The organism is Streptomyces sp. RLA131 (assembly GCF_056270125.1).
In genome coordinates, this window is the sequence record NZ_JBWDOQ010000002.1 from 576,052 (window position 1) to 600,704 (window position 24,653).

27 protein-coding genes are annotated in these 24,653 nt (G+C 71.5%); 13 read left to right on the plus strand and 14 right to left on the minus strand.

Annotation, left to right across the window (positions count from 1 at the left end; genetic code table 11):
* Positions 1-5 precede the first annotated feature (5 nt).
* Together RWE79_RS03360 and RWE79_RS03365 are read left to right on the plus strand one after the other, a co-directional pair.
* Positions 6-1,118 (plus strand): ATP-binding protein, encoded by a 1,113-nt coding sequence (locus RWE79_RS03360; RefSeq protein ID WP_475938488.1) that lies wholly within the window; start codon positions 6-8, stop codon positions 1,116-1,118.
* Complete coding sequence (locus tag RWE79_RS03365) at positions 1,115-3,925, plus strand: DUF5682 family protein (protein WP_475938489.1); 2,811 nt, start codon at positions 1,115-1,117, stop codon at positions 3,923-3,925. Before RWE79_RS03360 ends, RWE79_RS03365 begins: the two co-directional genes overlap by 4 nt.
* A gap of 39 nt (positions 3,926-3,964) precedes the next feature.
* Here RWE79_RS03365 and RWE79_RS03370 read toward each other — a convergent pair whose 3' ends face one another.
* Entirely contained in the window at positions 3,965-4,909 is a 945-nt protein-coding gene (locus tag RWE79_RS03370; protein ID WP_475938490.1) for an alpha/beta fold hydrolase, read from the minus strand.
* A 335-nt stretch (positions 4,910-5,244) separates the two neighbouring features.
* The gene (locus tag RWE79_RS03375) at positions 5,245-5,835 is read right to left on the minus strand and encodes a TetR-like C-terminal domain-containing protein (RefSeq protein WP_475938491.1); all 591 of its coding nucleotides are present in this window, start codon (positions 5,833-5,835) and stop codon (positions 5,245-5,247) included.
* 98 nt (positions 5,836-5,933) lie between these two features.
* On the opposite strand from RWE79_RS03375, the gene RWE79_RS03380 reads away from it, so the two are divergent.
* Both RWE79_RS03380 and RWE79_RS03385 read left to right on the plus strand, forming a co-directional pair.
* On the plus strand, positions 5,934-6,305 hold the full coding sequence (locus RWE79_RS03380) for a DUF4267 domain-containing protein (RefSeq protein ID WP_475938492.1): 372 nt from the start codon (positions 5,934-5,936) through the stop codon (positions 6,303-6,305).
* A 33-nt stretch (positions 6,306-6,338) separates the two neighbouring features.
* Positions 6,339-6,833, plus strand: a complete 495-nt coding sequence (locus tag RWE79_RS03385) for a cupin domain-containing protein (RefSeq protein ID WP_475938493.1) — start codon at positions 6,339-6,341, stop codon at positions 6,831-6,833.
* 39 nt (positions 6,834-6,872) lie between these two features.
* On the opposite strand, the gene RWE79_RS03390 is transcribed toward RWE79_RS03385, so the two are convergent.
* Positions 6,873-8,060: a sulfotransferase family protein gene (locus tag RWE79_RS03390; RefSeq protein WP_475938494.1), complete on the minus strand. Its 1,188-nt coding sequence runs from the start codon at positions 8,058-8,060 to the stop codon at positions 6,873-6,875.
* Between the two features lie 230 nt (positions 8,061-8,290).
* Here RWE79_RS03390 and RWE79_RS03395 point away from each other — a divergent pair, with 230 nt between their 5' ends.
* The gene (locus tag RWE79_RS03395; protein ID WP_475938495.1) at positions 8,291-9,778 is read left to right on the plus strand and encodes an FG-GAP and VCBS repeat-containing protein; all 1,488 of its coding nucleotides are present in this window, start codon (positions 8,291-8,293) and stop codon (positions 9,776-9,778) included.
* A gap of 124 nt (positions 9,779-9,902) precedes the next feature.
* Here the strand turns inward: RWE79_RS03395 and RWE79_RS03400 are convergent, their stop codons facing one another.
* Complete coding sequence (locus tag RWE79_RS03400) at positions 9,903-10,559, minus strand: TetR/AcrR family transcriptional regulator (protein WP_475938496.1); 657 nt, start codon at positions 10,557-10,559, stop codon at positions 9,903-9,905.
* Positions 10,560-10,721: 162 nt separating this feature from the next.
* Here RWE79_RS03400 and RWE79_RS03405 point away from each other — a divergent pair, with 162 nt between their 5' ends.
* The 3 genes from RWE79_RS03405 (at position 10,722) to RWE79_RS03415 (ending at position 12,210) form a co-directional block, all read left to right on the plus strand.
* A complete protein-coding gene (locus RWE79_RS03405) occupies positions 10,722-11,276 on the plus strand; it encodes a cysteine hydrolase family protein (RefSeq protein ID WP_475938497.1) in 555 nt (184 codons plus the stop codon).
* Positions 11,277-11,401: 125 nt separating this feature from the next.
* A complete protein-coding gene (locus RWE79_RS03410) occupies positions 11,402-11,848 on the plus strand; it encodes an SRPBCC domain-containing protein (protein WP_475938498.1) in 447 nt (148 codons plus the stop codon).
* Complete coding sequence (locus RWE79_RS03415) at positions 11,845-12,210, plus strand: ArsR/SmtB family transcription factor (protein ID WP_475938499.1); 366 nt, start codon at positions 11,845-11,847, stop codon at positions 12,208-12,210. Before RWE79_RS03410 ends, RWE79_RS03415 begins: the two co-directional genes overlap by 4 nt.
* Before the next feature lie 60 nt (positions 12,211-12,270).
* On the opposite strand, the gene RWE79_RS03420 is transcribed toward RWE79_RS03415, so the two are convergent.
* Both RWE79_RS03420 and RWE79_RS03425 read right to left on the minus strand, forming a co-directional pair.
* Entirely contained in the window at positions 12,271-12,732 is a 462-nt protein-coding gene (locus RWE79_RS03420; RefSeq protein ID WP_475938500.1) for a hypothetical protein, read from the minus strand.
* 57 nt (positions 12,733-12,789) lie between these two features.
* The gene (locus RWE79_RS03425; protein ID WP_475938501.1) at positions 12,790-13,620 is read right to left on the minus strand and encodes a class I SAM-dependent methyltransferase; all 831 of its coding nucleotides are present in this window, start codon (positions 13,618-13,620) and stop codon (positions 12,790-12,792) included.
* 80 nt (positions 13,621-13,700) lie between these two features.
* Here RWE79_RS03425 and RWE79_RS03430 point away from each other — a divergent pair, with 80 nt between their 5' ends.
* Both RWE79_RS03430 and RWE79_RS03435 read left to right on the plus strand, forming a co-directional pair.
* A complete protein-coding gene (locus RWE79_RS03430; protein WP_475938502.1) occupies positions 13,701-14,300 on the plus strand; it encodes a TetR/AcrR family transcriptional regulator in 600 nt (199 codons plus the stop codon).
* A 43-nt stretch (positions 14,301-14,343) separates the two neighbouring features.
* On the plus strand, positions 14,344-14,814 hold the full coding sequence (locus tag RWE79_RS03435) for a GNAT family N-acetyltransferase (RefSeq protein ID WP_475938503.1): 471 nt from the start codon (positions 14,344-14,346) through the stop codon (positions 14,812-14,814).
* A 47-nt stretch (positions 14,815-14,861) separates the two neighbouring features.
* On the opposite strand, the gene RWE79_RS03440 is transcribed toward RWE79_RS03435, so the two are convergent.
* Entirely contained in the window at positions 14,862-15,662 is an 801-nt protein-coding gene (locus tag RWE79_RS03440; protein ID WP_475938504.1) for a hypothetical protein, read from the minus strand.
* 102 nt (positions 15,663-15,764) lie between these two features.
* Positions 15,765-16,508, minus strand: a complete 744-nt coding sequence (locus RWE79_RS03445; RefSeq protein WP_475938505.1) for a GNAT family N-acetyltransferase — start codon at positions 16,506-16,508, stop codon at positions 15,765-15,767.
* Positions 16,509-16,654: 146 nt separating this feature from the next.
* On the opposite strand from RWE79_RS03445, the gene RWE79_RS03450 reads away from it, so the two are divergent.
* Positions 16,655-17,269: a DUF6461 domain-containing protein gene (locus tag RWE79_RS03450; protein WP_475945567.1), complete on the plus strand. Its 615-nt coding sequence runs from the start codon at positions 16,655-16,657 to the stop codon at positions 17,267-17,269.
* A 212-nt stretch (positions 17,270-17,481) separates the two neighbouring features.
* Here RWE79_RS03450 and RWE79_RS03455 read toward each other — a convergent pair whose 3' ends face one another.
* The 6 genes from RWE79_RS03455 to RWE79_RS03480 all read right to left on the minus strand — a co-directional run bounded on the left by RWE79_RS03455 (position 17,482) and on the right by RWE79_RS03480 (position 23,090).
* Positions 17,482-18,168, minus strand: coding sequence for a response regulator (locus RWE79_RS03455; protein ID WP_475938506.1), 687 nt, complete (start codon positions 18,166-18,168; stop codon positions 17,482-17,484).
* Entirely contained in the window at positions 18,165-19,469 is a 1,305-nt protein-coding gene (locus RWE79_RS03460) for a sensor histidine kinase (RefSeq protein ID WP_475938507.1), read from the minus strand. Before RWE79_RS03460 ends, RWE79_RS03455 begins: the two co-directional genes overlap by 4 nt.
* Positions 19,470-19,558: 89 nt before the next feature.
* Positions 19,559-20,413, minus strand: coding sequence for an ABC transporter permease (locus RWE79_RS03465; protein ID WP_475938508.1), 855 nt, complete (start codon positions 20,411-20,413; stop codon positions 19,559-19,561).
* Positions 20,410-21,345, minus strand: a complete 936-nt coding sequence (locus RWE79_RS03470) for an ABC transporter ATP-binding protein (RefSeq protein WP_475938509.1) — start codon at positions 21,343-21,345, stop codon at positions 20,410-20,412. The genes RWE79_RS03465 and RWE79_RS03470 overlap by 4 nt, the downstream gene beginning before the upstream one ends.
* A 132-nt stretch (positions 21,346-21,477) precedes the next feature.
* Positions 21,478-22,647 (minus strand): metallophosphoesterase, encoded by a 1,170-nt coding sequence (locus RWE79_RS03475; RefSeq protein ID WP_475938510.1) that lies wholly within the window; start codon positions 22,645-22,647, stop codon positions 21,478-21,480.
* A 170-nt stretch (positions 22,648-22,817) separates the two neighbouring features.
* On the minus strand, positions 22,818-23,090 hold the full coding sequence (locus tag RWE79_RS03480) for a hypothetical protein (RefSeq protein WP_475938511.1): 273 nt from the start codon (positions 23,088-23,090) through the stop codon (positions 22,818-22,820).
* Positions 23,091-23,229: 139 nt separating this feature from the next.
* Here RWE79_RS03480 and RWE79_RS03485 point away from each other — a divergent pair, with 139 nt between their 5' ends.
* Complete coding sequence (locus RWE79_RS03485) at positions 23,230-23,571, plus strand: hypothetical protein (protein WP_475938512.1); 342 nt, start codon at positions 23,230-23,232, stop codon at positions 23,569-23,571.
* 338 nt (positions 23,572-23,909) lie between these two features.
* Positions 23,910-24,629: a ribonuclease H family protein gene (locus tag RWE79_RS03490; RefSeq protein WP_475938513.1), complete on the plus strand. Its 720-nt coding sequence runs from the start codon at positions 23,910-23,912 to the stop codon at positions 24,627-24,629.
* The last annotated feature ends 24 nt before the right edge of the window (positions 24,630-24,653 follow it).

Genomic DNA, 24,653 nt, shown 5'->3' on the forward strand with positions numbered 1-24,653 from the left:
CTGTCATGTCCGACCTGCTGCGCGCCCCCGCCGAGACCAAGTACGCCGAGGAACTGGACTGGCTGGAGTCCGTCGACGACAACCCCAAGCCCTTCTCCTGGCGCCTGTCACCGAAGATGGTCCGCCTGTTCATCCTGGGTTCCGAGCGCTCCGACGGCCTGGAGCGGGAGATCCCGCAGAAGTGGTACGGCGACCGCAGTTTCGTCGAGCGCTCCATCGTCACGCTGGCCTCGGACCGCGGCCTGCTGCTCATCGGCGACCCCGGCACGGGCAAGAGCTGGCTGGCGGAGCTGCTGTCCGCCGCGATCTGCCGCAACTCCACGATGGTCGTGCAGGGCACGGCCGGCACCACCGAGGACCACATCAAGTACTCCTGGAACGTGTCCATGGTCATCGCCAAGGGCCAGTCCCGGGAGTCGATGATCCCCTCGCCGATCATGACGGCGATGGAGACCGGCGCGATCGGCCGTTTCGAGGAACTCACCCGCTCCACCAGCGACGTCCAGGACGCGCTGATCTCGATCCTGTCCGAGAAGTACATCTCGGTCCCCGAACTGGACAGCGACAGCATCGTCTTCGCCAAGCCGGGCTTCTCGATCATCGCCACCGCCAACAGCCGCGACCGGGGCGTCAACGACCTGTCCTCGGCGCTCAAGCGCCGCTTCAACTTCGTCCGCATCCCGGTGGTGACGAACAAGAAGAGCGAGGCGGAGATCGTCCGCTTCCGCACCGAGGAACTGCTGCGCCGCCACCAGATCGAGCTGGACGTGCCGCCGACGCTGCTCGACGTGCTGCTGCGCAGCTTCGGCGACCTGCGCGCCTCGGCGGCCGCGGCCGGCAGCGACGACGAGAAGCTGGAGTCCGCGCTGTCCACCGCCGAACAGATCGGTGTACTGGAAGACGCGATCCTGCACGGCAACTTCTTCGGCGAGCGCGCCCTGACCGCCCACACCCTGGCCTCCTCGCTGGTCGGGTCGCTGGCCCGGCGCGAGCCGGAGGATCTGGCCATCCTCAACAAGTACCTGCACGGGGTCGTCGAGCCGCGCAGCAAGGAAGAGGGCGGATCCTGGCCGGAGTTCCTGGAGGGCGGCCGCGACGCGATCGCCACCCTGTCATGAGCGGCACGCACGAGGGCACCTTCGAAGCACTGCGCACGCAGCTTCAGGAGGCCGCCGCGACGTTCGCCGACGGGCCCGGCGCGCTGGAGGGCATCCTCCTCGGCATCGTCGACGACGTCGACCGCGCGGTGCGCGAGCCGCTGGAGATCTTCCCCGTCTGCCACCACTCGCCCGCCTCGGCGATCGCGATGGCACGCCGTCTGCGGGAGAAACAGCCGAAGGTCGTGTACCTGGAGCTGTGCGAGGACATGGCGCCGCTGCTGACCGAACTGCGCAACTGCAGGCTTCCGGTGGCGGTCCAGTCGTTCGCGACCGAGGTCGACGGCTTCCCGGCCGAGTGGTCCCCGCTGTCGGTGGTCGCACCGGTCACCGAGGCCTCGGCCGAGTACCAGGCGATCGCCTACGCACTGGACACGCCCGGCGTCGAACTGGTCCTCGTCGACCGTTCCTCGGACCATGTCTTCCAGTGGGACGCGCGCGCCGGTGAGCCGGCCGGGCCGGCCGACGCGGACGCGCCGGCCGCCGAGGAGGAGGCCGGGCTGCACGGCGACGCGGTCGGCGTGGAGATCGGCGACCTGCGGCCGCGCTTCGCCGAACTGGAGGAACACCTGCTGCGTCACGGCAGGGTGCGGCACTGGTCTGAGTGGTGGCACCAGTACGTCGAGCTGCCGCTCGGCGACAGCGACCACGACACCTACCGCCAGGTCATGCTCCTGATCGGCAGCCTCTTCCGGCGTCTGGCGCCCGGCGACACCCATCGGGTGCGCGTGGACGAGGACCGCGAGCGCTACATGTGGACCAGGATGCGCGAACACCTGGCTGCGACGGGCACCGATCCCGGGGACTGCCTCTACGTCTGCGGTGCCTTCCACGCGGCCAGCCGCGTCGCGGAGTTCGGCGTCCAGGGCGCCGACGGCTTCGAGATCGGCCCGCGCAGTGCCACCAAGTGGCAGCACGGCCTGATTCCGTCCAGCCACGCGGCGATCGAGGCGCAGTTCGGCCTCGCCGCCGGCTCGGTGTCGATCGCCGCGACGCTCTGGGCGAAGAACGTCCGGCGCACGCGCGTGGAGCCGTACCGCCTGGCGGGGCAGGCGGGTGCGAAGAAGTCGACGGCCAAGAAGAGCGCGGCCGCGGCGGCTCCCGTACCGGCGGTCCCGCCCTCGGACAAGCTGACCGGCTTCTTGCAGCGACCGCCCGCGCTGGACCGGCTGGACGAGGCCGAACTGCTCGGCTGGTCGGTGGAGATCGTGCGCGCCGCGCGCCGCAACGGGTATCTCGCCTCCACCGCCGACGCCATCGCGGTGTTCGAGACGTCGATCCTGCTGGCCAGGATGCGCGACCGGGCCAAGCCCACGCCGTACGACTTCCAGGACGCGGCCGTCACCTGCATCGAGAAGGACGCCGTGCCCGGCCGTCGCGACGTGCGTCGCCTCGTGGAGATCATGATGGGCGGCGACCGGGTCGGCCAGGTCGGCTACGACGCGCTGCCGCCCCTGGCCCGCGACGTGCACGACCGGCTCGCGCCGCTCAACCTCGGACTCCAGCAGCGCGGCGTGCAGCGGGCGCTGCTGGACATCGCCTCCCAGCCGGAACTGGGGCGGTGCTCCGACGTCTTGTGGATGCTGCGCTATCTGATGCCGCAGGGCACCGCGCGGCCCATCATGGGCGAGCGGAGCCTCGGCGAGCGGTCGATCCAGGAGTCGTGGGACCTGGCACTGGGCACCCACCAGCGTGCGCTGATCGAGCTCGGCTACGAGGGCGTCAGCATCGAGCAGGTCCTGGAGCAGCGCCTGCGCCGCACGGCGTACGGCCCGCAGGCCACCACCGCGACCGTCCTGGAAGCCGTCGAGGACGCGACGCTGTACCTGCGCGGCAGCCGCCGCCTCACCGACGAACTGGGCACACGCGCCCTGGAGGTGCTGGCGGCCGAACGCAGCGTCGACGGCGCACCGGAGGTGCTGAGCCGGGTGCGGCGGCTGCTGGCGTACTACCGCACCAGCGAGCCGGTGCTGCCGCCGTGGATCGAGTCCTTCGTCAAGACCGGATACGCGCACTACTGCACCCTGCTGCCGACGGCGTTCACCGACGACGACGCCACGGTCCGCCATGTGGCGGCGATGCTGGGCTTCCTGTTCAGCATGGAGAGCATGGCGCTGTCGCTGGGCTGCGACCGGACCCAACTGGAGCTGGCGGTCACCCAGTCGCATCCGCGGGAGCAGTTGAAGACGGCGCTGCTGTGGGCCGCTCAGGTGCAGCTCGGGCACCTGAGCCGCGGGGACCTCCGGGCGAGGTGCGACGAGCTGCTGGGCAATCCCATGCTGGTGCCCGCCTATCCGCGCTACCTCAGCGGTTTCGTGCACGCCCTGGAACCCGTCCCGGGCCTCACGGACTTCGTCGTGGAGGCAGTGTCGAACGCGTTCGGACGGCTGCCGGACCCGGTGCTCCTGCCGTGGCTGCCGACCCTGATCACCGCCCTGCGATCGGGCGGCGCCGAGCTGGCCCCGCTGCTGATCCGTGAGGCCGGGCGGATCTTCCCCGGCCGGCTCGCGGTGCTGGACGAATGGGTGCCGCCGTGGCGGGCGCAGCCGCAGGCGGCGCCGGTGCCCGGGCTGCCGGCGCGGCGCGCGGACGGCAGCGGTGGTTGCACGCTGCTCGCCGCCCACCCCGCGACGTGCGACGCGGTGGCGGCCCTGCTGGGCTGCGACGGGACCTGGGAGACGACGGATCCTGCCCCGCCGGGCGCGGCACTCGCCGGTCGCTATCCGGATGCGGCCGTGGCGCTGGAGGTGCTGCTGGCCGGCGCATGACGTCGGCGGGGTGCGAGCCCACGGCCCGGGTCCGTCAGTTCACCTGTGGGGCGTCCGGCCCACCGCGAGCCTGATCGCGCCGATCGTGAGGTCGGGGTCGTGGATCTGCACATAGTGGTCACTCCCCGTGGCGAGGAGGTGAGGGGTCCGCGGTGCGAGTTCCACCAGCGCCTGCTGCACCCGTGGCCAGGCCCGTTCCAGGCGCTTCAGCAGCGGTTTCGGGGTTCCGGCGGCTGCTGCGAAGGGCTGGGTCTTGCTGATGACGACGACAGGCACCTTCGGCAGCGGACCGGCACGGTCGACCGCCGCGACGGCACCGTCGATGTCGACCTTCTCGAATCCCGGGTCGTCGTCGAAAGCCGTTCCGGGACGGTTGAGCAGTCGCACGTACGCGGGCCAGTCGTTGCCGAGGAACGGCTTCATGTTCGTACCGAACGAGTCGACGAAGACCAGGCCGCTGGTCCGTTCCGGGTGCCGCTGCGCATACAGCCGCGTGATCATTCCCCCGATGGAGTGGCCCACCAGCAGATAGGGGCCGGGCACATGCCCCGACGTCAGCACCTTGTCGAGGTCGCGCACCAGGCCCGGGAGCGAGCGCGTTCCGTTCACCGGGGTGCTCCGCGCGCTCAGGGCGGGGGGTTCGGTGTACCGCAGCGTTCCGGGCCGGTCGTAGGCGCAGACCCGGGTGAACGCCGCGACACCGGGGAGGACCGCGGGCGCCTTCGGCACCGGCGGCCGGGTGTCGGTGATGCTCCAGGTGTCGGACGAGTCGTGGAGACCCGACACCAGGACGACGGTCGGGCTGCCGCTCCCCCGGCAGTGCAGATAGATCTTCCGGCCACCGCCGATGTCCACCTGCCGGGCCACGTCACCGGTCGTCGCGGCGGCGGCGGCACGGCCGGCCGGGACGGGATGACAGGCGGACAGCAGCATCAGCGCCGCCGCGGCCGTCGCCGGCACCCCGACGGGCACACGTTGTCGCATGGCACCAGCCTGACCGCGGGTGCGGTCGCCCGCCACCGAGCCGGCCTGCGGAGCGGCGGCCGCGCCGGCCCTTGTCGCGGGTGTCAGCCGGCCGGGTCTCGGGTCTGTTCGGGGGCCTGCCGCCCGGTGCCGGACGGGACATGGAAGAGCGTGAGCGGCTGGCAGACGGGCGATGCCGTCAAGCTCGCCGGGACCCTGCTGACCATCGCCGGCCAAGGCCAGGGAACTGCCGGCACAGGCGCAGGCCTCCCGCGAGCTGGGCGGCGACCTGGCACACGACAACGCCAACGCCTGAGCCGCCGGCTTCGGGGACGGCTGCGCGCGCGACGCGATGGTCAGGCGTGATCGGCGGGCCGACGCGAGAAGCGCCTGATCAGGAGCGCCAGCCGTTGGTCGTGGTACTGGCACGGTAGTCTGCCGCCGCGCGTGAGGGTGATGAGTCCGTGCGGCCCGCTCCAGAGGGTTTCGGTGAGCAGGGCGAGGTCGTCGTTCCCGGCGTGGGGTTGTACGGCTTCGTGCAGTTCACCGAAGGCCGCTGTGAGGGCGGTGGGTGCTTCGGGGGTGACGAAGGGCAGAGCCGTGTTCTGGCGGAACATGGCGTCGTAGAGCGCGGGGCGCCGTTCGGCGAACGCGGCGTACGCGGCGCCGACGTCGGCGAGGGCCTGCCAGGGGTCGGTCACCGGGCCTCGGGCGGTGCGCAGTTCGGCGGTCAGGTCGGCGAAGCCTTCCACCGCGACGGCCGCCATGATGGCGCCCTTGCCCTTGAAGCGGCTGTACAGCACCGGCTGGCTGTACTCGGCCTGTTCGGCGAGGCGCCGGGTGGTGACCGCCTCCCAGCCCTCGGCCTCGGCAAGTTCGCGGGCCGCTGTGACGATCAGCCGCTCCCGCTCCGCACGTTCGCGTTCTCGGCGCCCCCGAATCGACATAACTCGACTCTAGCAACGCTAGTACTTCTGCCGATGCTCTGATAGCGTCACTTTCATTCCTAGCGCCGCTAGAATACCGACCGGGACTGGAGAAGATCATGCTCACTCCCATCGCCTACGGACTCGCCGTCCTACTCGTCCTGTTCGTCGTCTTCATCGGCGCGAGGTTCCTCGTGAGCCCCCAGGCAGCGGCCGCCGGCTTCGGTGTCCCCGCCAAGCCGGACGGAGACACCGCCTACCTGACCGTCAAGGGTCTGCGCGACTTCACCTCCGGCATCATCGGCCTCGCGCTGCTCGCCTTCGCCGACGCGCACGCCGTGGCCTGGTTCATGCTCGCCGTGGCCCTCACACCCCTCGGCGACACCCTCATCGTGCTGCGCCACGGCGGTACCAAGGCCGCCGCCTTCGGCATACACTTCGCGACCGCGGTGATCGTCCTCATCAGCGCCGCGCTCCTCTTCGCCGTCTGAACCTCAGAACCGACTTCCGAAGGAGTCCCTCAGATGTCACTGATCGTGCCGGAGTCCGGCAAGTCCGTGGTCGTCCGCTCAGCCGATGCCGAAGTGATCGGCCGGGCCCCGACCACCGTGCGCCTGCTCGCCGACAGCAGCGCCACCTCAGGCGCGCTCTCCGCCCAGCGGGTCACATTGACCGACGGCGCCGACGGCGCCAAACCGCACCACCACTCCACCTCGGCCGAGCTGTTCTACCTGCTGGACGGCACCGCCCAACTCCTGTCCGGCGACCAGGTGGTGACCGCGGAACGCGGCGACCTGGTCATCGTGCCGCCAGGGCTGGCACATGCCTTCGCCGCCGCACCCGGACACGACGCCGACATCCTCATCGTCATCACCCCCGGCATCGAACGCTTCGAGTACTTCCGCCACCTGGAACGCATCGCCTACGGCAAGGTCCCGCCCGAAAGCCTGCTGGACGTCCAGGAGTTGTACGACACCTACTTCCTCAACAGCACGACCTGGAGCGACGCCAGATCCTGACACCGGTGGCGCCGGGCGTCCGTACGGTCCCCTCGGCCGTCAGGCGCGGTCGACCTCGGCCCGCAGGGCGTTGTAGCCGGCGAAGGCCGACTCGACATCGGCGCGGGTCAGGCCGTAGCGGGACAGGTCGTAGCTGTGGCGGCGGGTGCCCTTGGTGCGGGCGGCGACCTCGGGAAGCCGGGCGGCGTCGGCATCGGTCCACCGGGCTCCGATGGACGCGTAGAGCTTCGGGGCGCCCGCGGCCGGGTCGCGTCCGAGCCAGGAGTACGGGACGTCCACCAGCGATTCCCGGGGGATCGAGGCACGGGCCGCCATCCCCCGCGTCACGGAGCGGCTCAGCAGTTCGAGCCAGGTGGCGCCGATGGCGTGCAGGTCGAGGGGGCGGACGGTGATGGCCATGCCGTGCTCGACCAGACTGCAGAACGACGGCACGACGGCGACCGGATCGCGGTGGGTCCACACGATCGTGGCGTCGGGGAAGACGGTGCGCAACGCGTCGAGGTTCTCGGTGTGCAGGGGGGACTTGAGCACCCACCGGCGGCGCGGACGGCCGTACTGGAGTACCTGGAAGACCTGCTTGAGGTGACGGTAGTCGGGGACGAAGTCCCGTTCGTCGTGCCAGGCCCGGTACTCGGGGATGCGCGCCTGGGACAGCGGCATAACGGTGTGCGGAAGAGCGAAGGTGCACTCGTCGGGGCCCTCGGCGCGCAGGGGGTGGATGTCGCGGAAGCGCGGGGCGAACAGATTGATCCCGCCGACCAGCTGACGCGCGGCGGTGATCGCCTTCCGCCGCTGCGCGGGCGGCACGTCCAGGTCGGGCGCGAGTAACTCCCACAACAGCGGACATCGGTGCTCGTCCGAGAGGGACAGCACTCCATGGGTGAGTGTGGTGGCCGTGCGCGGCAGGCCCACCACGAACACCGGCTCGTCGATGGGCTCCCGCTCGATCGCGGGATGCGCGGCGATCAGCCGGCGGATCCGGGCCCGGTTGGCGAGGTGCCTGCGGACGTGGCCCTGCGCGGACAGCCAGCCGACCGGAGTGAGGTTCTCGTCGCCCGCCCAGTGGCGCAGCAGGAACCGGAAGTCGTCGACGAACCGCTGGTCCCCCTCCGCCTGCCCGGTCTCGGCGACGAGGCGGTCGAAGGTCCGGTCAGGGGCGCGACGGGAGCCCAGGCGCGGCCGGAGCAGCAGATTGGCCAGGGTGAGGGCGAGGGGGGCGGAGGACACGGTGGCGGGTTCCTTTCGGAGGCAGGGCGAACAGGGCACAGCATCATGGAACTGCCTTGCTGTGCACGAGAGTTGACGGAGGCTGCCCATCTCGCCGACCGGACAACCTTCGCCCCGGGCGGTCCGGCGCGAACAGGCGCGGACCCGGCGCGGACCCGGCGTACAACCCTTTGGTCGTCCGGTGAGTCAACTCCGGACACACACAACCCTCCTGGAACGGAAAGCCCCCCTTGCAGAAGAGACTTCTGGCAGTCACCGCCATGGCTGCCGCGGCTGCCGCCGGCGGCCTGGCCCTGCCCCTCGCCGCCCCGGCCATGGCCGCGGGCGACGGCGCGACCGCGGCGACCGCCGCCCGCGACGACTTCAACGGGGACGGCTACGCGGACCTGGTGGTCGCCACCCCCAAGGCCAAGCTGAACGGTAAGTCGCAGGCGGGGCAGGTGACGGTCCTGTACGGCTCGGCGGCCGGCGTGTCGACCGGCCGGTCCGCCACCATCAGCCAGAGCACCGCCGGGGTACCCGGAGCGGCGGAGGCATACGACAGGTTCGGCTATTCGTACGCGACCGGTGACCTGGACGGCGACGGCTACTCGGACCTGGTGGTCGGCGTACCGTTCGAGGAGTCGTCCGGCTCCGACTACGGCATCGTCCAGATCCTGTGGGGCGGCAAGAAGGGGCTGGTCAACGGCGCGCTGACGGTTTACGGGGCGGCGGGCGCGGGCTCGACGTACCTGTACGGATCCGGCCTGGCCGTCGGTGACTTCGACGGCGACGGGCGGGACCAGCTCGCCGTGACGGGCTACGCCGGGCTGTCGGTCTTCGGCAACGGCTTCACACGGACCACCGCCCCGGCCCGGACCGAACTCGCCACCTGCCTGCCTTCCTCCGCCTGCGACGAGTACCGGGCCACCGGGTCGATCGCGGCAGGCGACTTCGACGGCGACGGCGCCGACGATCTCGCCGTCTCCGGGGCCGACGACACCGATGCCGACGAGCCCGGCATGTGGCTCGGCTACTACGCCGGGGGCACCGGCTCCATGACGTACACCGAGGACCCCGCCACGGTGTCGCTCGACGCCGCCTCCGTACGGACCGCCGGCGACCTCGACCACGACGGCTACGACGACCTGGTCACCTTCGGCAAGGGAACGGACGACGCGGGCACCGTGGCCGTCCACTACGGCGGCACCGGCGGCATACCCGGCAGCTCCCGCAGCACCCTGATCGACCAGGACACCGCGGGCGTCCCCGGTGTGAGCGAGGCGGGCGACTACTTCGGCGCCGCCGCCGCGATCGGCGACGTCGACGGCGACGGCTACCCCGACCTGGCCGTGGGCGCGCCCAACGAGGACGTCGGCAGCCTCGGCAACGCCGGATCCCTGTGGCTCCTCAAGGGCTCCGCCTCCGGTGTGACCGGCGCGGGCGCGCAGGGCTTCACTCAGAAGACCTCCGGTGTGCCCGGCACGGCGGAGAGCTCGGACACGCTCGGCTCCGCCGTACGGCTGACGGACCTCAACGGCGACGGCCACGCGGATCTCACCGCCGCAGCCGCGGGCGAGGACGTCTTCGACGACGGCCACCACTACGCCGACGGCGCCGACCTGATCCTGCGCGGCAGCGCCTCCGGCCTCACGACGTCCGGCGCGCTGTCCTTCAGCGAGAAGGCCTTCGGCCTGACCTACGGCAACAAGTCCTTCGGCTCCGTGCTCGGCAGCTGACGCCGGCAGACCCCGGGGCGTTGGCGAGGCGGCCCGGGGCCCGGGTTCTTCCACGCGTCTTACGGAAGCGGGCCGGGCGGAGCGGGGCAGCGCAGCGCAGGGCCGGGGGCAGGCCCCGGTCTGCTCAGTGCGGGGGCGCGAGCAGGACGTCGACGACATCGCGCAGCGGGCCGATCAGGTCCTCGGATGTCGCGTCGCGCAAGGGCTGAAGGCCAACGGCGGATCGTACGACAGCGACGCCGACGCCCAGCGCGACCAGGAGTTCCGCCCTCAGCAGGCGTTCGTGGTCGTCCTGCGCCGGCCGCGTGCCCGAGGCTTCGAGCACCTGTCGGCTGAAGTCCTCCAGGGCCTGCCTGCGCAGGCTGTCCACCCGCTCGTCGCCGGAGACGCGCAACAGCATCAGCACCGGGTGCTCGCCGAATTCCGGCCAGGCGTCGGCCGACAGCTGGTGGCTGAGGGCCTCGGCGAGGGCGGCACGGTCTCGGGGGAACTCGCCTTCGCCACCCGTGAACCGGGGTCTGGACGCCAGCGCCGCCTTGAACAGACCTTCCTTCGAGTCGAAGTACCGTTTGATGAGCGCGAGGTTGACCCCGACGTCGGCTGCGACGTCGCGCAGTGTCGTGCGGTCGTACCCGAGGCGGGTGAACCGGCTGTGCGCGGCCTGGAGGAGCGCCTCGCGGGTCGCTGCCGCGTCCCGCCGCCGGCGCCCCCCGGCGGGCTGTGCGTCGGTACGCGGATCGGCGGCGGCGTCCGGAGACCCGCCGGTTTCTCTCGTCGCCACCGGCGACCTCCCCTGCCAGCCGTCCCGCACCAGAATCCGACATGCCGCCCCAGCATAGCTCTGCGACGACAGCAAGTAATCACTCGTTGACATAGCCCTGAGCCGCGACTACGTTGCCAAGTAATCAAGCGATGACTTACCTCCGCGGTACGGAAGGCAACAGTGGCCAAGCAGGCTCTTCTCGTCATGGATGTCCAACGCGTCATAGTCGACCGTTATCCCGATCCGGCCTACCTGCCGCGCCTGCGCGAGGCAATCGGCGCCGCCCGGGCGGGTGGCATCCCGGTGATCTATGTGACCGTCGGGTTCCGCGCCGGGTACCCGGAGGTCAGCACCCGCAACAAGATGTTCGGCCCGATGCTCGGGCGCGCCACGGGAGCGGCCGGCGGCGACCAGGCCACCCAGGTCCATCCGGACGTGGCACCCGAGCCCGGCGACATCCTCGTCACCAAGCGACGCGTCAGCGCCTTCGCCGGCAGCGACCTCGACATGGTGCTGCGGGCCGGCGACATCGACCACCTCGTCCTCACCGGCATCGCGACGAGCGGCGTCGTGTTGTCCACCGTGCGCCAGGCGTCCGACCTGGACTTCGGCCTCACCGTCCTGGCCGACGGATGCCTCGACGCCGACCCGGAGGTGCACCGGGTACTGGTGGAAAAGGTGTTTCCCGCCCAGGCGGAAGTCACGACCGTGGCCGACTGGGCAGCCGCACGCTGACCACACCCGCGCTCATGCGGGAACTCCTTGACCACCACACCAGCGCAACCCCGGGGTTGCACCTGGAGACTCCGACGTGCAACTCTGGGGTTGCACACAATGGTGACCGACGAAGGAGTCCCCTCATGAGCGAGGACCGGATCGAACGCGAGACCCTGATCGCGGCACCCCTGGAACGGGTCTGGTCGCTGGTGGCCCAGCCCGGGTTCTGGGTGGCCGACCCGGCCGGTCTGCCCGGCACCGCCGCCGTGGAAGGCGAGTCGATGGTGGCGAAGAACGCCGAGTTCGGCGACTTCCCGGTGCGCGTGGAGAAGGTCGAGCCGCCGACGTACCTGGCGTACCGCTGGGCCAGCGCGTTCCCCGGGCAGGAGCTGCGCGAGGACAACAGCACCCTGGTCGAGTTCACGTTGACCCCGGAGGGCGGCGGGACGCGACTCCGTGTCGTCGAGAGCGGGTTCGCGGCGCTGGCCGGGTCCGAGGAACTGCGCCACCAGGCGGTGAAGGACAACACCGGCGGCTGGCCGCAGGTGTTCGACGCGCTCAGGACGCGCGCCGAACAGCGATCCGCGTGACGGAGGACCGCCACGGCGCCGTCGAGGCGGTCGACAGCGTCCTCGTCGCGCTGGCCGACCCGACGCGACGTCAGTTGCTCGATCTGCTCGCCGCACAGGGCGAGGCCACCGCGACGACACTCGCCGAACGAGTTCCCGTCTCGCGGCAGGCGGTGGTCAAGCATCTCGGCGTCCTGGACGCCGCCGGGCTGGTCTCCGGCAGCCGGGTCGGGCGTGAGGTGCGGTACGCGGTGCGGCCCGCCGCGCTGGACGCGACGGCGCGGTGGATGGCCTCGCTCGCGGCCGACTGGGATCGGCGGTTGGCGAACATCAGGCGTGTCGCCGAGGCGGCGGAGGCAACCGAGCGGGATTCGCGCGGGTAGTCGGACCGGTCGCCCCGGTCGCCGTCATGGCCGTCATGGCCGTCATGGCCGTCATGGCCGTCAGTCCCAGGAGTTGAACAGTGCCGCGCCGAGACTCCCGGGCCGCCAACGCCTGATCTGCTGCCACTCGGCAGCCGACAGGGCCGAGGTGTCCGCGTCCATGAGCGGGGAGTGCAGTTGTGCCGCGCTCAACACGACGAACCCCAGTTCAGCGAGGGTGCCGGCCCAGGCCGGGGCCTCCCGGAACTCGTCCGTGTACCAGTACTGCCGACCGGTGACGAAGGCGGTCAGCGGCTGGTGGGCATGGAACAACACGACGTGCCGGCCGTCGAGATCGTTGATCGTGGCGGTGTGGAAGTTCTGCGGGTACTGCCGCTCCGCGAACTCTCCGGTCCGGCCGCCGCGCGCGGCTCGGGCCGCGGCGTGCCACGCGGTGCGGCACGCCGCGAGGCCGGTTTCCGGGAGAGCGGCGTCCGTCTTGTCACGGAAGCCCAACGTCCCTCTTTCAAGGCGAAAGCCCATGCGTTCTCCTGTGCACCGCGGTCAGGGACACCCCCGGCACGCGAAGGTCTCACCGCGTCAGGCGCCGCCGGTTCGGGCCGCGGTGACCGCCACCGTGGCGTAGCTCATCGTGAAGCTGCCGCCCATCGCGTCGACAGCGGCCCCGACGCACTCCAGCACGTCCGCCAGCTTGTCGGAAGGGAGTTGAGTGAGTGCGCCGTGGGTGGGCATCTGGTCCAGCCAGGCGTCCCGGGTGTAGGTCGACTCCCAGTCGAATCGCCACTGCTCCGGGTCGCCGAAACCGCCCGCCTGCCGGATGCCTTCGGCGGCCTTGGTGAGAAACACCTGGTAGCCGTCCAGGGCTTGCTTCGTGATCGCCTGGAGGTTGAACGGCGAGTCGGGTATCACCCGCCGGCAGACGGAGGCGAAGGCTTCCGCCACGTCGGGCGGCAGCTGGAACACGTTCCAGAACGCGGCCAGTCGGCCGCCGGGCCGCAACACCCGCGCGGCCTTGGCGGCTCCCGCGATCGGGTCCGTCCAGTGCCAGGCCTGGCCGGCGACGACCGCGTCGAACTCCCGGCCGGCCGGGTCCCAGGCTTCGAATGTCGCTACGTCGACCTCGACCCCGAACCGCCGCGCCAGGTCGGCCATCCGCGCGTCGGGGTCGACCCCGAGCACTCGGCAGCCGGCCGCCTGGAGTTGCCGGGCGGCGATGCCGGTCCCGCAGCCGACGTCGAGGATGTCGGGCCCGGGACTGCCGGCGACGATCCGGTCCATCAGCGCGTCGGGATAGCGGGGCCGGGCCCGGTCGTAACGGTCGGCGTCCGAACCGAACGACTCGGCGGCCTGCCGGTACTGGTGGGACTCGTTCCCTGAAAGGCGGGCTCGCGCCGGGGGTAGAGTGGGCATGTGCCCACGGTAGTGGGCGAGTGCCCACTCGTCAACGGGACAGGGCCGACCAGGCCCCGCGAGAGAAGGAGAGCCGTACGGTGCCAACAGGGGTAGCCATCCGCGACGTGCGCGAGCAGCTGTTCGACGCCGCCGAGCGCGTCCTGCTCAGGGACGGGCCGAACGCACTGACCAGCCGGGCCGTCACCACCGAGGCGGGCTGCGCCAAGGGCGTCCTGCACCGGCACTTCACCGACTTCGACGCCTTCCTCGCCGAACTCGTACGGGACCGCATCGGCCGGATCGACAACCAGGCCGCCGCCCTGCGCGACTTGGCCGGGACCGGTACCGTCGCCGGCAACGTCACCGGTGCGCTGACGGACCTGTTCGCGACAGTGGCCGTGGCGATCGTCGGCCTGGTCACCTCCCGGGACGAACTGCGTGCCCGGCTGCGCCAGGCCACGCCGTCCGGCATCCCGGTCCTGACGGAGGCCACGGCGATGATCGCCGCCTACCTCACCGCCGAACGCGAGCTGGGCCGTATCACGGCCGACGCCGACGTGGACACAATCGCCCCCACCCTGATCGGCGCCGGGCACCTGCTGTTCGCCGACCGGAAGGGCGCCCCGCCGGAGGCCGGAGCCGTGCGCAAGGTCGTGACCACGGTCATCGCCGGCGTCGCAGCGGAACCGCTGCCGTGAACCGTCCTTGCCGTAAGTGTCATAGCTGCCCTACAGTCATTACATGTTACGCGTGCGGAAAGCAGCGGAGGACGATGTCGCGGAGCTCGTACGCCTGCGGGCCTTGCTGTTCGAGACCCTCGGCGGCGACTTCTTCAACCCCGCCTCGGCGGACGACGACTGGCGCGACACCCTTGCCGCCGTACTGAAGGAACAACTGACAGCGGACGCCGTGCGGATCCTCGTCGTGGACGGCGACAACGGGCTCGCCGCCTGTGGCATCGGCACGATCGAGCAACGGCTGCCCGGCCCGCACCTGCGCAACGGCCGGATCGGGCACGTGATCGGCGTGGTCACCGATCCGGCGTACCGACGGCGCGGCCACAGCAGCGCCGTCATGCGGGGCCTGCTCGACTGGTTCCGGGAACGCGAGGTCGCCCGAGTGGACCTGTACGCCTCTCCCGAGGGTGAACCGCTCTACCGTGCGCTCGGCTTCACCGACCATCCCGATCCCGCGCTGTGCCGGCGTCCGTGACGGGCGACCCGCCGGGTCGCCGCCCCGCCGCTGCTGCGGGCCCGGGCTCAGGGGGCCCAGGGCAGCCGGACCGCCTCGATCTCGGCGTCGCGCAGAAGAGCCTCGACCAGCGGTGCGGGGCCGGCCACCTTCGTGGCCCACAGGTCGTAGCCGGTGCAGGCGACCCATGACCGGTCCTCGGCCCAGAGGTTGGAGGGGCTGAACCCGGCATCGGGGTTGTCGTACAGGATCGCGGCATCGCCGAGCCGACCGGCTCGTACGTGCAGGTTCTCGAAGTCGGTGTCCCCGAACATCAGCGGGGAGTAGTAGGCCAGGCAGCGGGTGTTCGCACCCGCCGGGCCGAACCCGGTGAGTATCCCGATCAGCCTGTTCCAGGTCTCACGGTCCAAACTGCCCTCCGCGGGCGGCCTGATGCCGAGTGGCCAGCTGCCCGCCTTCCTCGCCGAGGGAAAACAGCGGTGCGAGGGCAGCTGGCCGTCGGCCACGATCGGGTCGCCGATCCGCCGGGCGAGCTCGGCCCGGCGCAGCCGCCGCCAGCCGGGGCCAGGATGTCCGGCGCGGCCCAGGCCGCCCCCCGTCGCGACGCCCACGGCTTCGACATCGATGCCCGCGACGATGCGTGGATCAATGCTGCCGTCCGCCAACCGGGCCCGGTGGTACTGGTCGTACGACACATCGGTCGGGCCCTGTTCGTGCTCGTACATGGCGTTGAGCACCCAGGCCGCCTCGGGCAGCGGTGGCGGCATGAATCCCGTGATGCCGTCACCGGCCGGCTCAACCAGCCAGTCGGTACACCTGGACGGCACGAGCGGCCATCGGGCGGCCATGAGTACGGATGTCTCGGGCATCCCTCATGCTCCCACCCCGAGTCCCGCACCACTTCCGCCTCACGCCCGCGCCCGGGCCCGGGCCCGGGCCTGGCGTCAACACGGCCGCGGACTGAGGAGAGTTCAGCTGTCCGCGGCGAGCTCGTCCAGGCACAGGCGGATGCTCAGCTGCGTCCCCAGTTCCCGGAAGCCCAGTGCGGTCGCGACCCGACGGGATGCCGGCGGCCGGGCCCGCCACTGAGGCAGCAGGTCCGCCCCCAGTGCGTGCGCCACCGCCGCGGAGGCCACCTGCCGGCCCAGTCCGCGGCCCCGATACCGCGGAGAGGTCAGCACGCTGACGTGCGCGGTCGAGGCCGGCCAGATTCGGTAGCCCGCTGCGGCCGCCACGTCCGCACCCTCGCGCACGACGAACGCTGGGGAGGTGATCTCCTCCATTCCGCTCTCGCCCGCATCCTCCGGTCCGGCCGACTCCGTCAACGCCAGGAGGTCGCGATGCCCGGGGGCCACCTGCCCGATCGCCCGGTCGGCCCGTGCGGGGCGAAAGTCGTCCCGGGACAGGTATCCCAGGGTGGCCGGGCCGAGCACCTCGGTCACGGGCAGCACCGTCCGGACCGCTTCGGCACTGGTGAGCGAGCGGGTCGGCACCGAGGCCATCGCCCGGCTCAGCGTGTGCGCGGCGCTGTCCGTCGGCGCGGTGACGATCGCCGCGTCGCCCAGCACCACGATGCCGACCCAGGACGGTGGGCACAGAAGCGATTCGGGCGAGGCGACCACCGTCAGGCCGCCGGCCGGTGCGAAAGACACGGACACAGCGGCCAGGGCCTCCCACAGGCCACGGGCACGGGTCAGCAGCGGATCAACGCTCACGACCTGATCCTGCCACCCCGGGATCGCCGGGCACCGGGGAATTCGATCAACGCGGAGTACGGCCGGACGGCTGACCGGAACTGATGCCACGGCATGGGGAACCACACCGGGAGTCCGGCCCACGGGCCGAGCGGCCCGCGGGGATGATGGGGGAGGTTGGTCATGCGGATGGGGAGGGTGCTTTGGCAGGTGGTATCGGATGGCTTCTTGAGCCGTACCTGGTCGACTGCGTGACGCTCGCGCGCGGCGTCGAGCCGGTTGATCTCGTCTCACGTCTGGGAGCTCGCCCCGGGCAGGAGCCGCCGATGTCCTCCGGGCAGGACGCGGCGGACGCGCTCGCCACCTCGGGCGTCCTCGGTGTCGCCAGGGTGGGCCGGGCCGGCGACTGGTCCTTCGCCGTCGAGTACGGCGAGGCGGCCGGCAGCACGACGGCCGGGCTGCGGGCCGCCTCGCGCGACGGGGCGGAGGTGGTCAACTTCTCGCTGACCCCCTGGCATCCGCCGTCACAGTTCGCCCACTACAAGGCGGGGGTGCACATCTGCTCCTTCGGCATCGGGGAAGAGACCCGGCGGCGGGGAGACGATCCCGACCTGCTGGTCCCGGCGCTGGAACAGGCCGGGGTCCTTCCCGCTGGGCCGCGACCCGGCGCCCGCGCAGAGCGGTTGAGCATGCTGGTGATCGAGGAACACTTCGGGCTGCGGCTGCCCCGACGGGACATCGTCGAGGGCCGGCTCCCGCTGTTCCGGGTGCGGGAGGGATAAGGGGCCCATGGTCGTCGCGGTCCCCGCGCGCGACGGCGCGGAGCAGGCCGGGCACCCCGGCCCCGGCCGGAGTCGCCGGATCGTCGACGAGTGCGGCCAGCAGCCGTACACACGACGGGGTCGGGCCCGGTCGACCGAGCGCCGGTAGCGCGGCGAGTACGGGGATCAGCAGCACGGCGACGCACGCCGGACGGACTGGCGAGGCAGCGCCGTCACTCGCGCTGGTCGGGTGCGTTGGGGCGGGCGAGGCCGAGGTCGTAGGCGAGGATGACGGCCTGGATACGGTCGCGGGCTCCCACTTTCGCCAGGACGCGGCCGACGTGGGTCTTCACGGTGGACTCCGACAGGAACAGCCGCTCGGCGATCTCGCGGTTGGCCCAGCCCTGGCCGATGGCGACCAGGATCTCGTGTTCGCGATCGGTCAGGTCGCGGACTCTGGGGTTGTCGGCCGCCGTCCGGCCCGACGGTTCGCGTGGCAGGTGCTGGGCGTAGGTGTCCAGCAGGCGGCGGGTCAGTGCGGGGGCGATGACGGCGTCGCCCCCGGCGACCGCGCGGATCCCGGCCAGGAGTTCTTCGGGGTGGGCGTCCTTGAGGAGGAAGCCGCTGGCGCCGGCCCGCAGCGCCGCGTGGGCGTATTCGTCCAGGTCGAAGGTGGTCAGGATGAGGACGCGGGAGCGGTCACCGGAGGCGACGATGCGGCGGGTGGCCTCGATGCCGTCCATGCCGGGCATCCGGACGTCCATGAGGATCACGTCGGGGCGCAGTTCCGCGGCCTTGCGGACGGCCTCGCCGCCGTGGTCCGCCTCGCCGACGACCTCGGTCCCGGGGGTGCTCTCCAGGAGCATGCGGAAGCCGAGGCGTTGCAGTGGCTGGTCGTCCACGATGAGCACGGTCGTCACGCCGCACCACCACCGGTGTCGGAGAGGCCGGGAAGGGGGGTGAGGTCGAGGGCGGTCCGTACCGCCCAGCCTCCGCCGGGGACGGGGCCCGCGGTGACGGTCCCGTTGTAGAGGGCCGCGCGTTCTCTCATGCCGGCGAGTCCGTGTCCTTCTCCGTGGGGCTGTCCGGGGTTGCCGGTCGCAGCGCCCGGGCCGGTGTCGTGGACGTCGATGTGCAGACGCGTGTCCTCGACGGTCAGCGTCAGCTGGACCCGGGTGTCGTGGCCCGCGTGCTTGAGGGCGTTGGTGAGGGCCTCCTGGACGATGCGGTAGACGGCCAGCTGGACGCCACGGTCCAGGGTGCCCAGCTCACCGACGGTGCGGTAGACGATCTGCGGACCGGCGGCGCGGATGCGCGCGCACAGGCTCCCGATGTCCGCGATGCCCGGCTGGGGGCTGAGCTCGGGGGTGTAGGTCTGCTCCCGAAGTACGCCGAGCGTGCGGCGCAGTTCGCCCAGGGCCTGGCGTCCGGTGTCACCGATGAGCAGCAGCGCCTGCTTGCCGCGTTCGGGGGCGACATCGGCCGCGTACGCGCCACCATCGGCCAGGGTGATCATGACGGAGAGGTTGTGGCCCACGATGTCGTGCATCTCGCGGGCCACGCGGGTGCGTTCGGTCGCGGCGGCCAGTTTGCTGCGCTGGTCGCGTTCGATCTCCAGTCGGGCCGCGCGCTCGCGCAGGCCGGCGAGCTGGGCGCGCCGGATGCGCATGGCCAGGCCGAGCGCGACCGCGGCGATGATCGTGCTGACCAGGAAGAACAGGGCGTCCAGGATCGACACTTCCTGCGGCAGCCGCACGACGACCAGAACCAGCGGGCCGGCTGTGACGGCGCAGGCCACCGGCAGATGCCGGAGGCGGCCGTGCAGTGCCAGGCTGTAGAGGGCGATCAGCACGGCGACGTCCGCGCGCAGCCAGACGCCCAGGACCAACTGGACGAGGAACACCGCGGCGATCGCGCAGAAGGCCACGGTCGGCCTTCTGCGGCGCCACAGCAGGGGCAGCACCAGTCCGGCCTGCAGCGCGACCGTCCCCGGCCAGGGCAGATGGGTGAAGTCGAGGTCGAGGTCGTGGGACCGGCCGCCGCCGCCGTGGTGTCCCAGGTCCGGCAGGCAGAACAGCAGGACCATGGCGGCGACCAGGCCCGCGTCCAGGATCCACGGGTGGTTCTGGTCGCTTTCCTTGAGTCGCTGGCCGAGCCGGGACAGCCCGCTGACCAGGGGGTGACTCCACAGGGGGTCTGCCGCTGCGGGTGGCGTGCTCATGGGTGTCACCTGTCCATCGTGGCTCAAGCGGCCGGGCGGGGGGGGTCCGGCCGGGTGGCCGCCCCGCCCGGGCGGAGGGGGTGCCGGGGTCAGGCGTCGGTGCGTACGAGCCGGTAGGCGGCGCCTGCCAGTGCGAGCGCGGTCCAGCCGAGGAAGACCAGGAGCCCGGCGGTGGGCGACAGGGTCGTGGAGTCGTGGGTCAGGGCGAACATCGACTCGCCCGCGTTGCTGGGCAGGTACGGGCTGATGTTGTCCTGCCACGAGGTGGGCAGCAGCGAGATCAGGCCGGGGATCAGCATCAGCGCGGCGACCAGGACCGCGATGCCGCCGGCGACCGAGCGGAGCAGCGCGCCCAGGGCGGTGCCGATGACGCCGACCAGGCCGAGGTAGAGGCCCGCGCCCAGCAGGCTGCGGATCACGCCGGAGTCGGAGAGCGAGCGGGCCGCGTCCGTGCCGGAGACGATGCCACTGGCGATCGGGAACGCGACGAGCAGGCCGACGGTGGCGAGGACCAGGGCGACCAGGCCGAACACCGCCGCCTTGGACCACAGCACCGGCAGGCGGCGCGGGACCGCGGCCAGCGTGGAGCGGATCATGCCGGTGGAGTACTCGCCGGCGGTGACCAGTACGCCCAGTACCCCGAGGGCCAGCTGCGCGAAGTTCACACCGAACACGGAGAGGCTGAGCGCGGTGGCCCCGACCTCGTCCGGGTGCATGGGACGACCGGAGTCGAGCTCGGACTTGTACTGCAGGGCGGAGATCACGCCGAACGCGATCAGGAACAGCAGGCCCAGGCCGAGGGTGATCCAGGTGGAGCGAAGGGACCACAGCTTGGACCACTCGGAGCGCAGCACCCGGCGCCCGGTGACCTTGTACGGCGGACGTGCCGCGGGTGCGGGGGCTGGGGCGGGCGCGGAGCTGTCGGTCACGGTCATGGTGCTCATGCCGCCCTCCCGGGGGCCTCGACGGTGGTGGTGCCGTGGTACTCGACGGCGTCGCGGGTCAGGTCCATGAACGCCTGCTCCAGGGAGACGGTCCTGGAGCTGAGCTCGAACAGGGCGATGCCGTTTGCGGCGGCCTTGATGCCGATCTCACGCGCGGACACCCCGGTCACCTGCAGTTCCTCGGAGCCGGCCTCGCCGGTGATCTCGACGCCGGCGCCCGCCAGGACCTCGCGCAGGCGGGCTGGCTGGTCGCAGCCCACGGTCACGGTGTCGCCGCCGGCCTGGCGGATCAGTTCCCGCACGGTGGTGTCGGCCAGCAGACGGCCGCGTCCGACGACGATCAGGTGGTCGGCGACCAGCGCCATCTCACTCATCAGGTGCGAGGAGACGAAGACCGTACGGCCGTCCGCCGCGAGCCCGGTGAGCAGGTTGCGGATCCACAGCACACCCTCGGGGTCCAGTCCGTTGACCGGCTCGTCGAGCATGATCGTGGCCGGGTCCCCGAGCAGCGCCGCCGCGATGCCCAGGCGCTGGCCCATGCCGAGGGAGAAGGCGCCGGCGCGCTTCCTGGCCACGGTCTGCAACCCGGTCAGCTCGATGACCTCGTCCACCCGGCGGCGCGGGATGCCGTGGGTGTGGGCCTGCGCCATCAGGTGGTCGAACGCGGACCGGCCCGGGTGGATCGACTTCGCCTCCAGCAGCGCGCCCACCTCCTGCAGGGGCGCGCTGTGCCGGTCGTAACGCCTGCCGTTGACCGTCACGGTGCCGGCGGTGGGCGCGTCCAGGCCGACGATCATGCGCATGGTGGTGGACTTGCCCGCGCCGTTCGGGCCCAGGAAGCCGGTGACCGTGCCGGGCCTGACGACGAAGTCCAGCCGGTCCACCGCCGTCTTCTCCCCGTACCGCTTCGTCAGCTGCTGCGCCTCGATCATCGTTCTTCCCTCACGTTCGGGTGCCGCCCGTCACCGGGCCTCCTCACCTGCCACGTTAGGAGCCGCCGACCCGGAATCCGTCGTACCCCGGGGTCGTTCGAGGGGAGCGCGTAGTACCGCGGTACTACAGGGTCAGGACGCCGCCGACCGCAGTGTGAGGAGAGTGATCTCGCTCGGCGCGAAGATCCGGAACGGTGGTCCCCAGAAGCCGGTGCCCCGGCTCGTGTAGAGCTGGGTCCGGTCCCCGTGCCGGCTCAGGCCCTGCACCACCGGCTGATCGAGGCGGACGAGGAAGTTGAAGGGCCAGATCTGCCCGCCGTGGGTGTGCCCGGAGACCTGGAGGTCGACCCCGGCGCTCACGGCCTGCCCCACCTGCTTGGGCTGATGGGCGACGAGCAGTACCGGCAGTGCCGGATCCGCGCCGGCCAACGCGCCCGCCAGGTCGGTACGGTGACCGGCCAGCCCGGAGGACGCCGCGGTCACGTCGTCCACACCGGCGAGAACGAGCCGGTCGCCGCCGCGCTCCACCACGACATGACGGTTGTGCAGTGACTCCCAGCCCAGCTGCCCCATGTGGTCGAGCCACCCCTGGGCCTCACCGAAGTACTCGTGGTTGCCGGTGACGTACACCTTGGCCAGCCGTGAGCGCATTGTTCCCAGCGGCGCGGCCTGTTCCCGGCGCCGGGACGGCGTGCCGTCCGCGATGTCGCCCGCGTGGCAGACGATGTCGGGGTCGAGGGCGTTGACGGCGTCGGCGACCCGGGCCGACCATCCCGCGCGGTCGATCGGCCCGTAGTGGGTGTCGGCCAGGACGACGACCCGCGTACCGTCCAGGCCGCGGCCCAGCCGTGGGACGGTGACATCCACCCGCCTGACCCGGGGCAGGCGCATCGCCTCGGTGAACCCCCAGGTCAGAAGCCCGAGCGCGATGGCGGCGACCCCCACGGCCACAGCCCTGGCCACGGCCCGGTCGCCGACACCGAGGACGAACAGGGCGAGCCGCAGCACGCCGCCCAGCGCCGACCAGGCGAACAGCACCCAGATCACCCCGAGGATGCTGTCGCCGACGACGGCCGCCCGGTCCAGACTCCCGCGGCCGTGCCCCAGCACCATCATCACGGGCAAGAGCAGCGGCCCGGCCCCGAAAAGGGCCGTGCCCGCCACGACGACCGGGAACGGCCAGTCGGTGCCGGAGGCCAGCAACACCCACCACGGCAGCCAGAACAGGAACACGAGCACGGCCAGGACGACGAAGCCGCCCAGCCATCGGCGTACGGCCCGCCCAACACCCTTACCATTCAACGCCGGTGACGGCCGGGGCGGGGCCGCGGAGGCAGCCGCGGCAGCACTGTCCGCCTGCCGATCGCCCCGGAGCGGAGCTCCCGGGACGACGGAAGCCTCTCCCCCGGCCACCACCGGCGATCCACCGGGATCCGACCGGCGGGACTCGCTGTCCGGCACCTGTCCGCACCTCACATCCACTGTCCGGCACCACGCGCCCGGGCCGTCGCATCGCCGGCGGCTCCACTCGTCGCGAGGTGAACGGTGACATCCTCGCAGAGCACGCCCGCAGGGTGACGAGCACGTCCGCCGCCCATGTCGCAACGGTCGACACCACCTTCGCCACGGCCCTGCACAGCCGCATGCAATGCCTCCACTGGCACATTCGGGACAAATGTGACTACTGTGGAGACGATGCGTCGAAGGCCCACGAATTCGTGAAACAGCACGATGAGGCCACGCATCCGGGCCACCTGGAAGGCCGCCCGATACCGGATGAGGCTGCGCTCACGATCGCGCGGCGCCCGGCCAGGCGGGATTCATCGGAAGCACGCCGCCCCGGTATTCGACCCGGGCTACGGGAACCCAGAGGAAGTAAGGCTTATGCACGCAACCAACCTCAAGCGGATCTGCGCGCTCGCGGCCGCAGGAGGAGCACTGGCCGGCGGAGCAGTTCTGGCAACCTCTGCTACCGCCTCAGCGGCACCGGCCCATGCGACTTCGGCGTCCCAGCCGTACGACCACCGCGGTGACCACGATCACGGCGACCACGACGGGCACGACGGCTGGAACAACCACCGCGGCGACTGGGACAACAACTGGAACCACCGCTGGAACAACGACTGGAACAACAACTGGCACAACAACTGGAACCACAACTGGAACCACTGGAACAACTGGAACAACAACTGGAACGACTGGAACAACAACTGGAACGACTGGTAGGCGACTGCTGAACCAGAGCTGTGCGTCGATCAGAGACCAGCGGGGGCGACTGCCAACGTCCAGGCAGCCGTCCTCGCTGCCTCGCGAACCGCCCCGGGGTCCGCAGCGGACCGCGGGGCGGTGTGCTGCGCGCCCCGCCCGTACGGCGTGCGCCACAGGCGCGCGGTGACGGAGCGTCAGGCCAGGGCGCGACGATCCCGGCGACAACGACCCGGCTCCTCGGCACGACCGGCAGTACACCGCGCCGCGTCAGGTACGGGCCGTGAAGCGGTCGGCGGACGGACGTGATCGCGTGATCGGCGTGATCGGCGTGATCCACGACCTGGCATCATCGGGGCATGGTCGAACGAGTCATCGCAGCGTGTGACGGAGCAGCCAAGGGCAACCCGGGCCCGGCGGCGTGGGCCTTCGTGGTCGCGGACAGCCACGGGGTACCGCAGCGCTGGCAGGCCGGTCCCCTCGGCAACAACACCAACAATGTGGGCGAGTTGACCGCCCTTGAGCAACTGTTGGCCGCCACGGACCCCGCCGCGCCGCTGGAGGTACGCCTCGACAGCACGTACACCCGCGACGCGGTGACGAAGTGGCTGGCCAACTGGAAGCGCAACGGCTGGAAGACCGCCGGCGGCAAGCCGGTCGCCAACCGCGAGCTGATCCAGCGCATCGACGAACTGCTCGAAGGGCGGGACGTCACCTTCCGCTATGTCCGCGCGCACCAGACGGACGGCGACCCGCTGAACGCGATCGCCGACAAGGCCGCCAGCGACGCCGCGCGCAGCCAGCAGGCCGCCGGGGGCACCGGCGCCGACCTGCCGGTACCGGACCCGGTCGGCCCGGCCTCCGCGCGCGGTGCGCGGCCCGCCGCCAACGGCACCGCAGGCTCCGCAGCCGGCTCCGCAGCCAACTCCGCGGCCAGGAAGCCCGGGGGCGGATCCCGCACCATCTCGGCGCGCTACCCCGGGACCTGCCCCTGCTCCCGCCCCTATGCCAAGGGCGCCCCGATCACCAAGGTCGGAAAGGGCTGGGGCCATCCCGAATGCGCCACGGACCAGGCCTGACGCCCTCGGACAGCCCCTCTTCGG

Excerpts from the sequence above, each read along its gene's own strand:
- RWE79_RS03360 (WP_475938488.1), top strand. The coding sequence starts at position 6 with ATGTCCGACCTGCTGCGCGCCCCCGCCGAGACCAAGTACGCCGAGGAA.
- RWE79_RS03365 (WP_475938489.1), top strand. The coding sequence starts at position 1,115 with ATGAGCGGCACGCACGAGGGCACCTTCGAAGCACTGCGCACGCAGCTT.
- RWE79_RS03370 (WP_475938490.1), bottom strand. The coding sequence starts at position 4,909 with ATGCGACAACGTGTGCCCGTCGGGGTGCCGGCGACGGCCGCGGCGGCG.
- RWE79_RS03375 (WP_475938491.1), bottom strand. The coding sequence starts at position 5,835 with ATGTCGATTCGGGGGCGCCGAGAACGCGAACGTGCGGAGCGGGAGCGG.
- RWE79_RS03380 (WP_475938492.1), top strand. The coding sequence starts at position 5,934 with ATGCTCACTCCCATCGCCTACGGACTCGCCGTCCTACTCGTCCTGTTC.
- RWE79_RS03385 (WP_475938493.1), top strand. The coding sequence starts at position 6,339 with ATGTCACTGATCGTGCCGGAGTCCGGCAAGTCCGTGGTCGTCCGCTCA.
- RWE79_RS03410 (WP_475938498.1), top strand. The coding sequence starts at position 11,402 with ATGAGCGAGGACCGGATCGAACGCGAGACCCTGATCGCGGCACCCCTG.
- RWE79_RS03420 (WP_475938500.1), bottom strand. The coding sequence starts at position 12,732 with ATGGGCTTTCGCCTTGAAAGAGGGACGTTGGGCTTCCGTGACAAGACG.
- RWE79_RS03425 (WP_475938501.1), bottom strand. The coding sequence starts at position 13,620 with ATGCCCACTCTACCCCCGGCGCGAGCCCGCCTTTCAGGGAACGAGTCC.
- RWE79_RS03435 (WP_475938503.1), top strand. The coding sequence starts at position 14,344 with ATGTTACGCGTGCGGAAAGCAGCGGAGGACGATGTCGCGGAGCTCGTA.
- RWE79_RS03440 (WP_475938504.1), bottom strand. The coding sequence starts at position 15,662 with ATGCCCGAGACATCCGTACTCATGGCCGCCCGATGGCCGCTCGTGCCG.
- RWE79_RS03450 (WP_475945567.1), top strand. The coding sequence starts at position 16,655 with ATGGGGGAGGTTGGTCATGCGGATGGGGAGGGTGCTTTGGCAGGTGGT.
- RWE79_RS03460 (WP_475938507.1), bottom strand. The coding sequence starts at position 19,469 with ATGAGCACGCCACCCGCAGCGGCAGACCCCCTGTGGAGTCACCCCCTG.
- RWE79_RS03465 (WP_475938508.1), bottom strand. The coding sequence starts at position 20,413 with ATGAGCACCATGACCGTGACCGACAGCTCCGCGCCCGCCCCAGCCCCC.
- RWE79_RS03470 (WP_475938509.1), bottom strand. The coding sequence starts at position 21,345 with ATGATCGAGGCGCAGCAGCTGACGAAGCGGTACGGGGAGAAGACGGCG.
- RWE79_RS03480 (WP_475938511.1), bottom strand. The coding sequence starts at position 23,090 with ATGCGTGGCCTCATCGTGCTGTTTCACGAATTCGTGGGCCTTCGACGC.
- RWE79_RS03485 (WP_475938512.1), top strand. The coding sequence starts at position 23,230 with ATGCACGCAACCAACCTCAAGCGGATCTGCGCGCTCGCGGCCGCAGGA.
- RWE79_RS03490 (WP_475938513.1), top strand. The coding sequence starts at position 23,910 with ATGGTCGAACGAGTCATCGCAGCGTGTGACGGAGCAGCCAAGGGCAAC.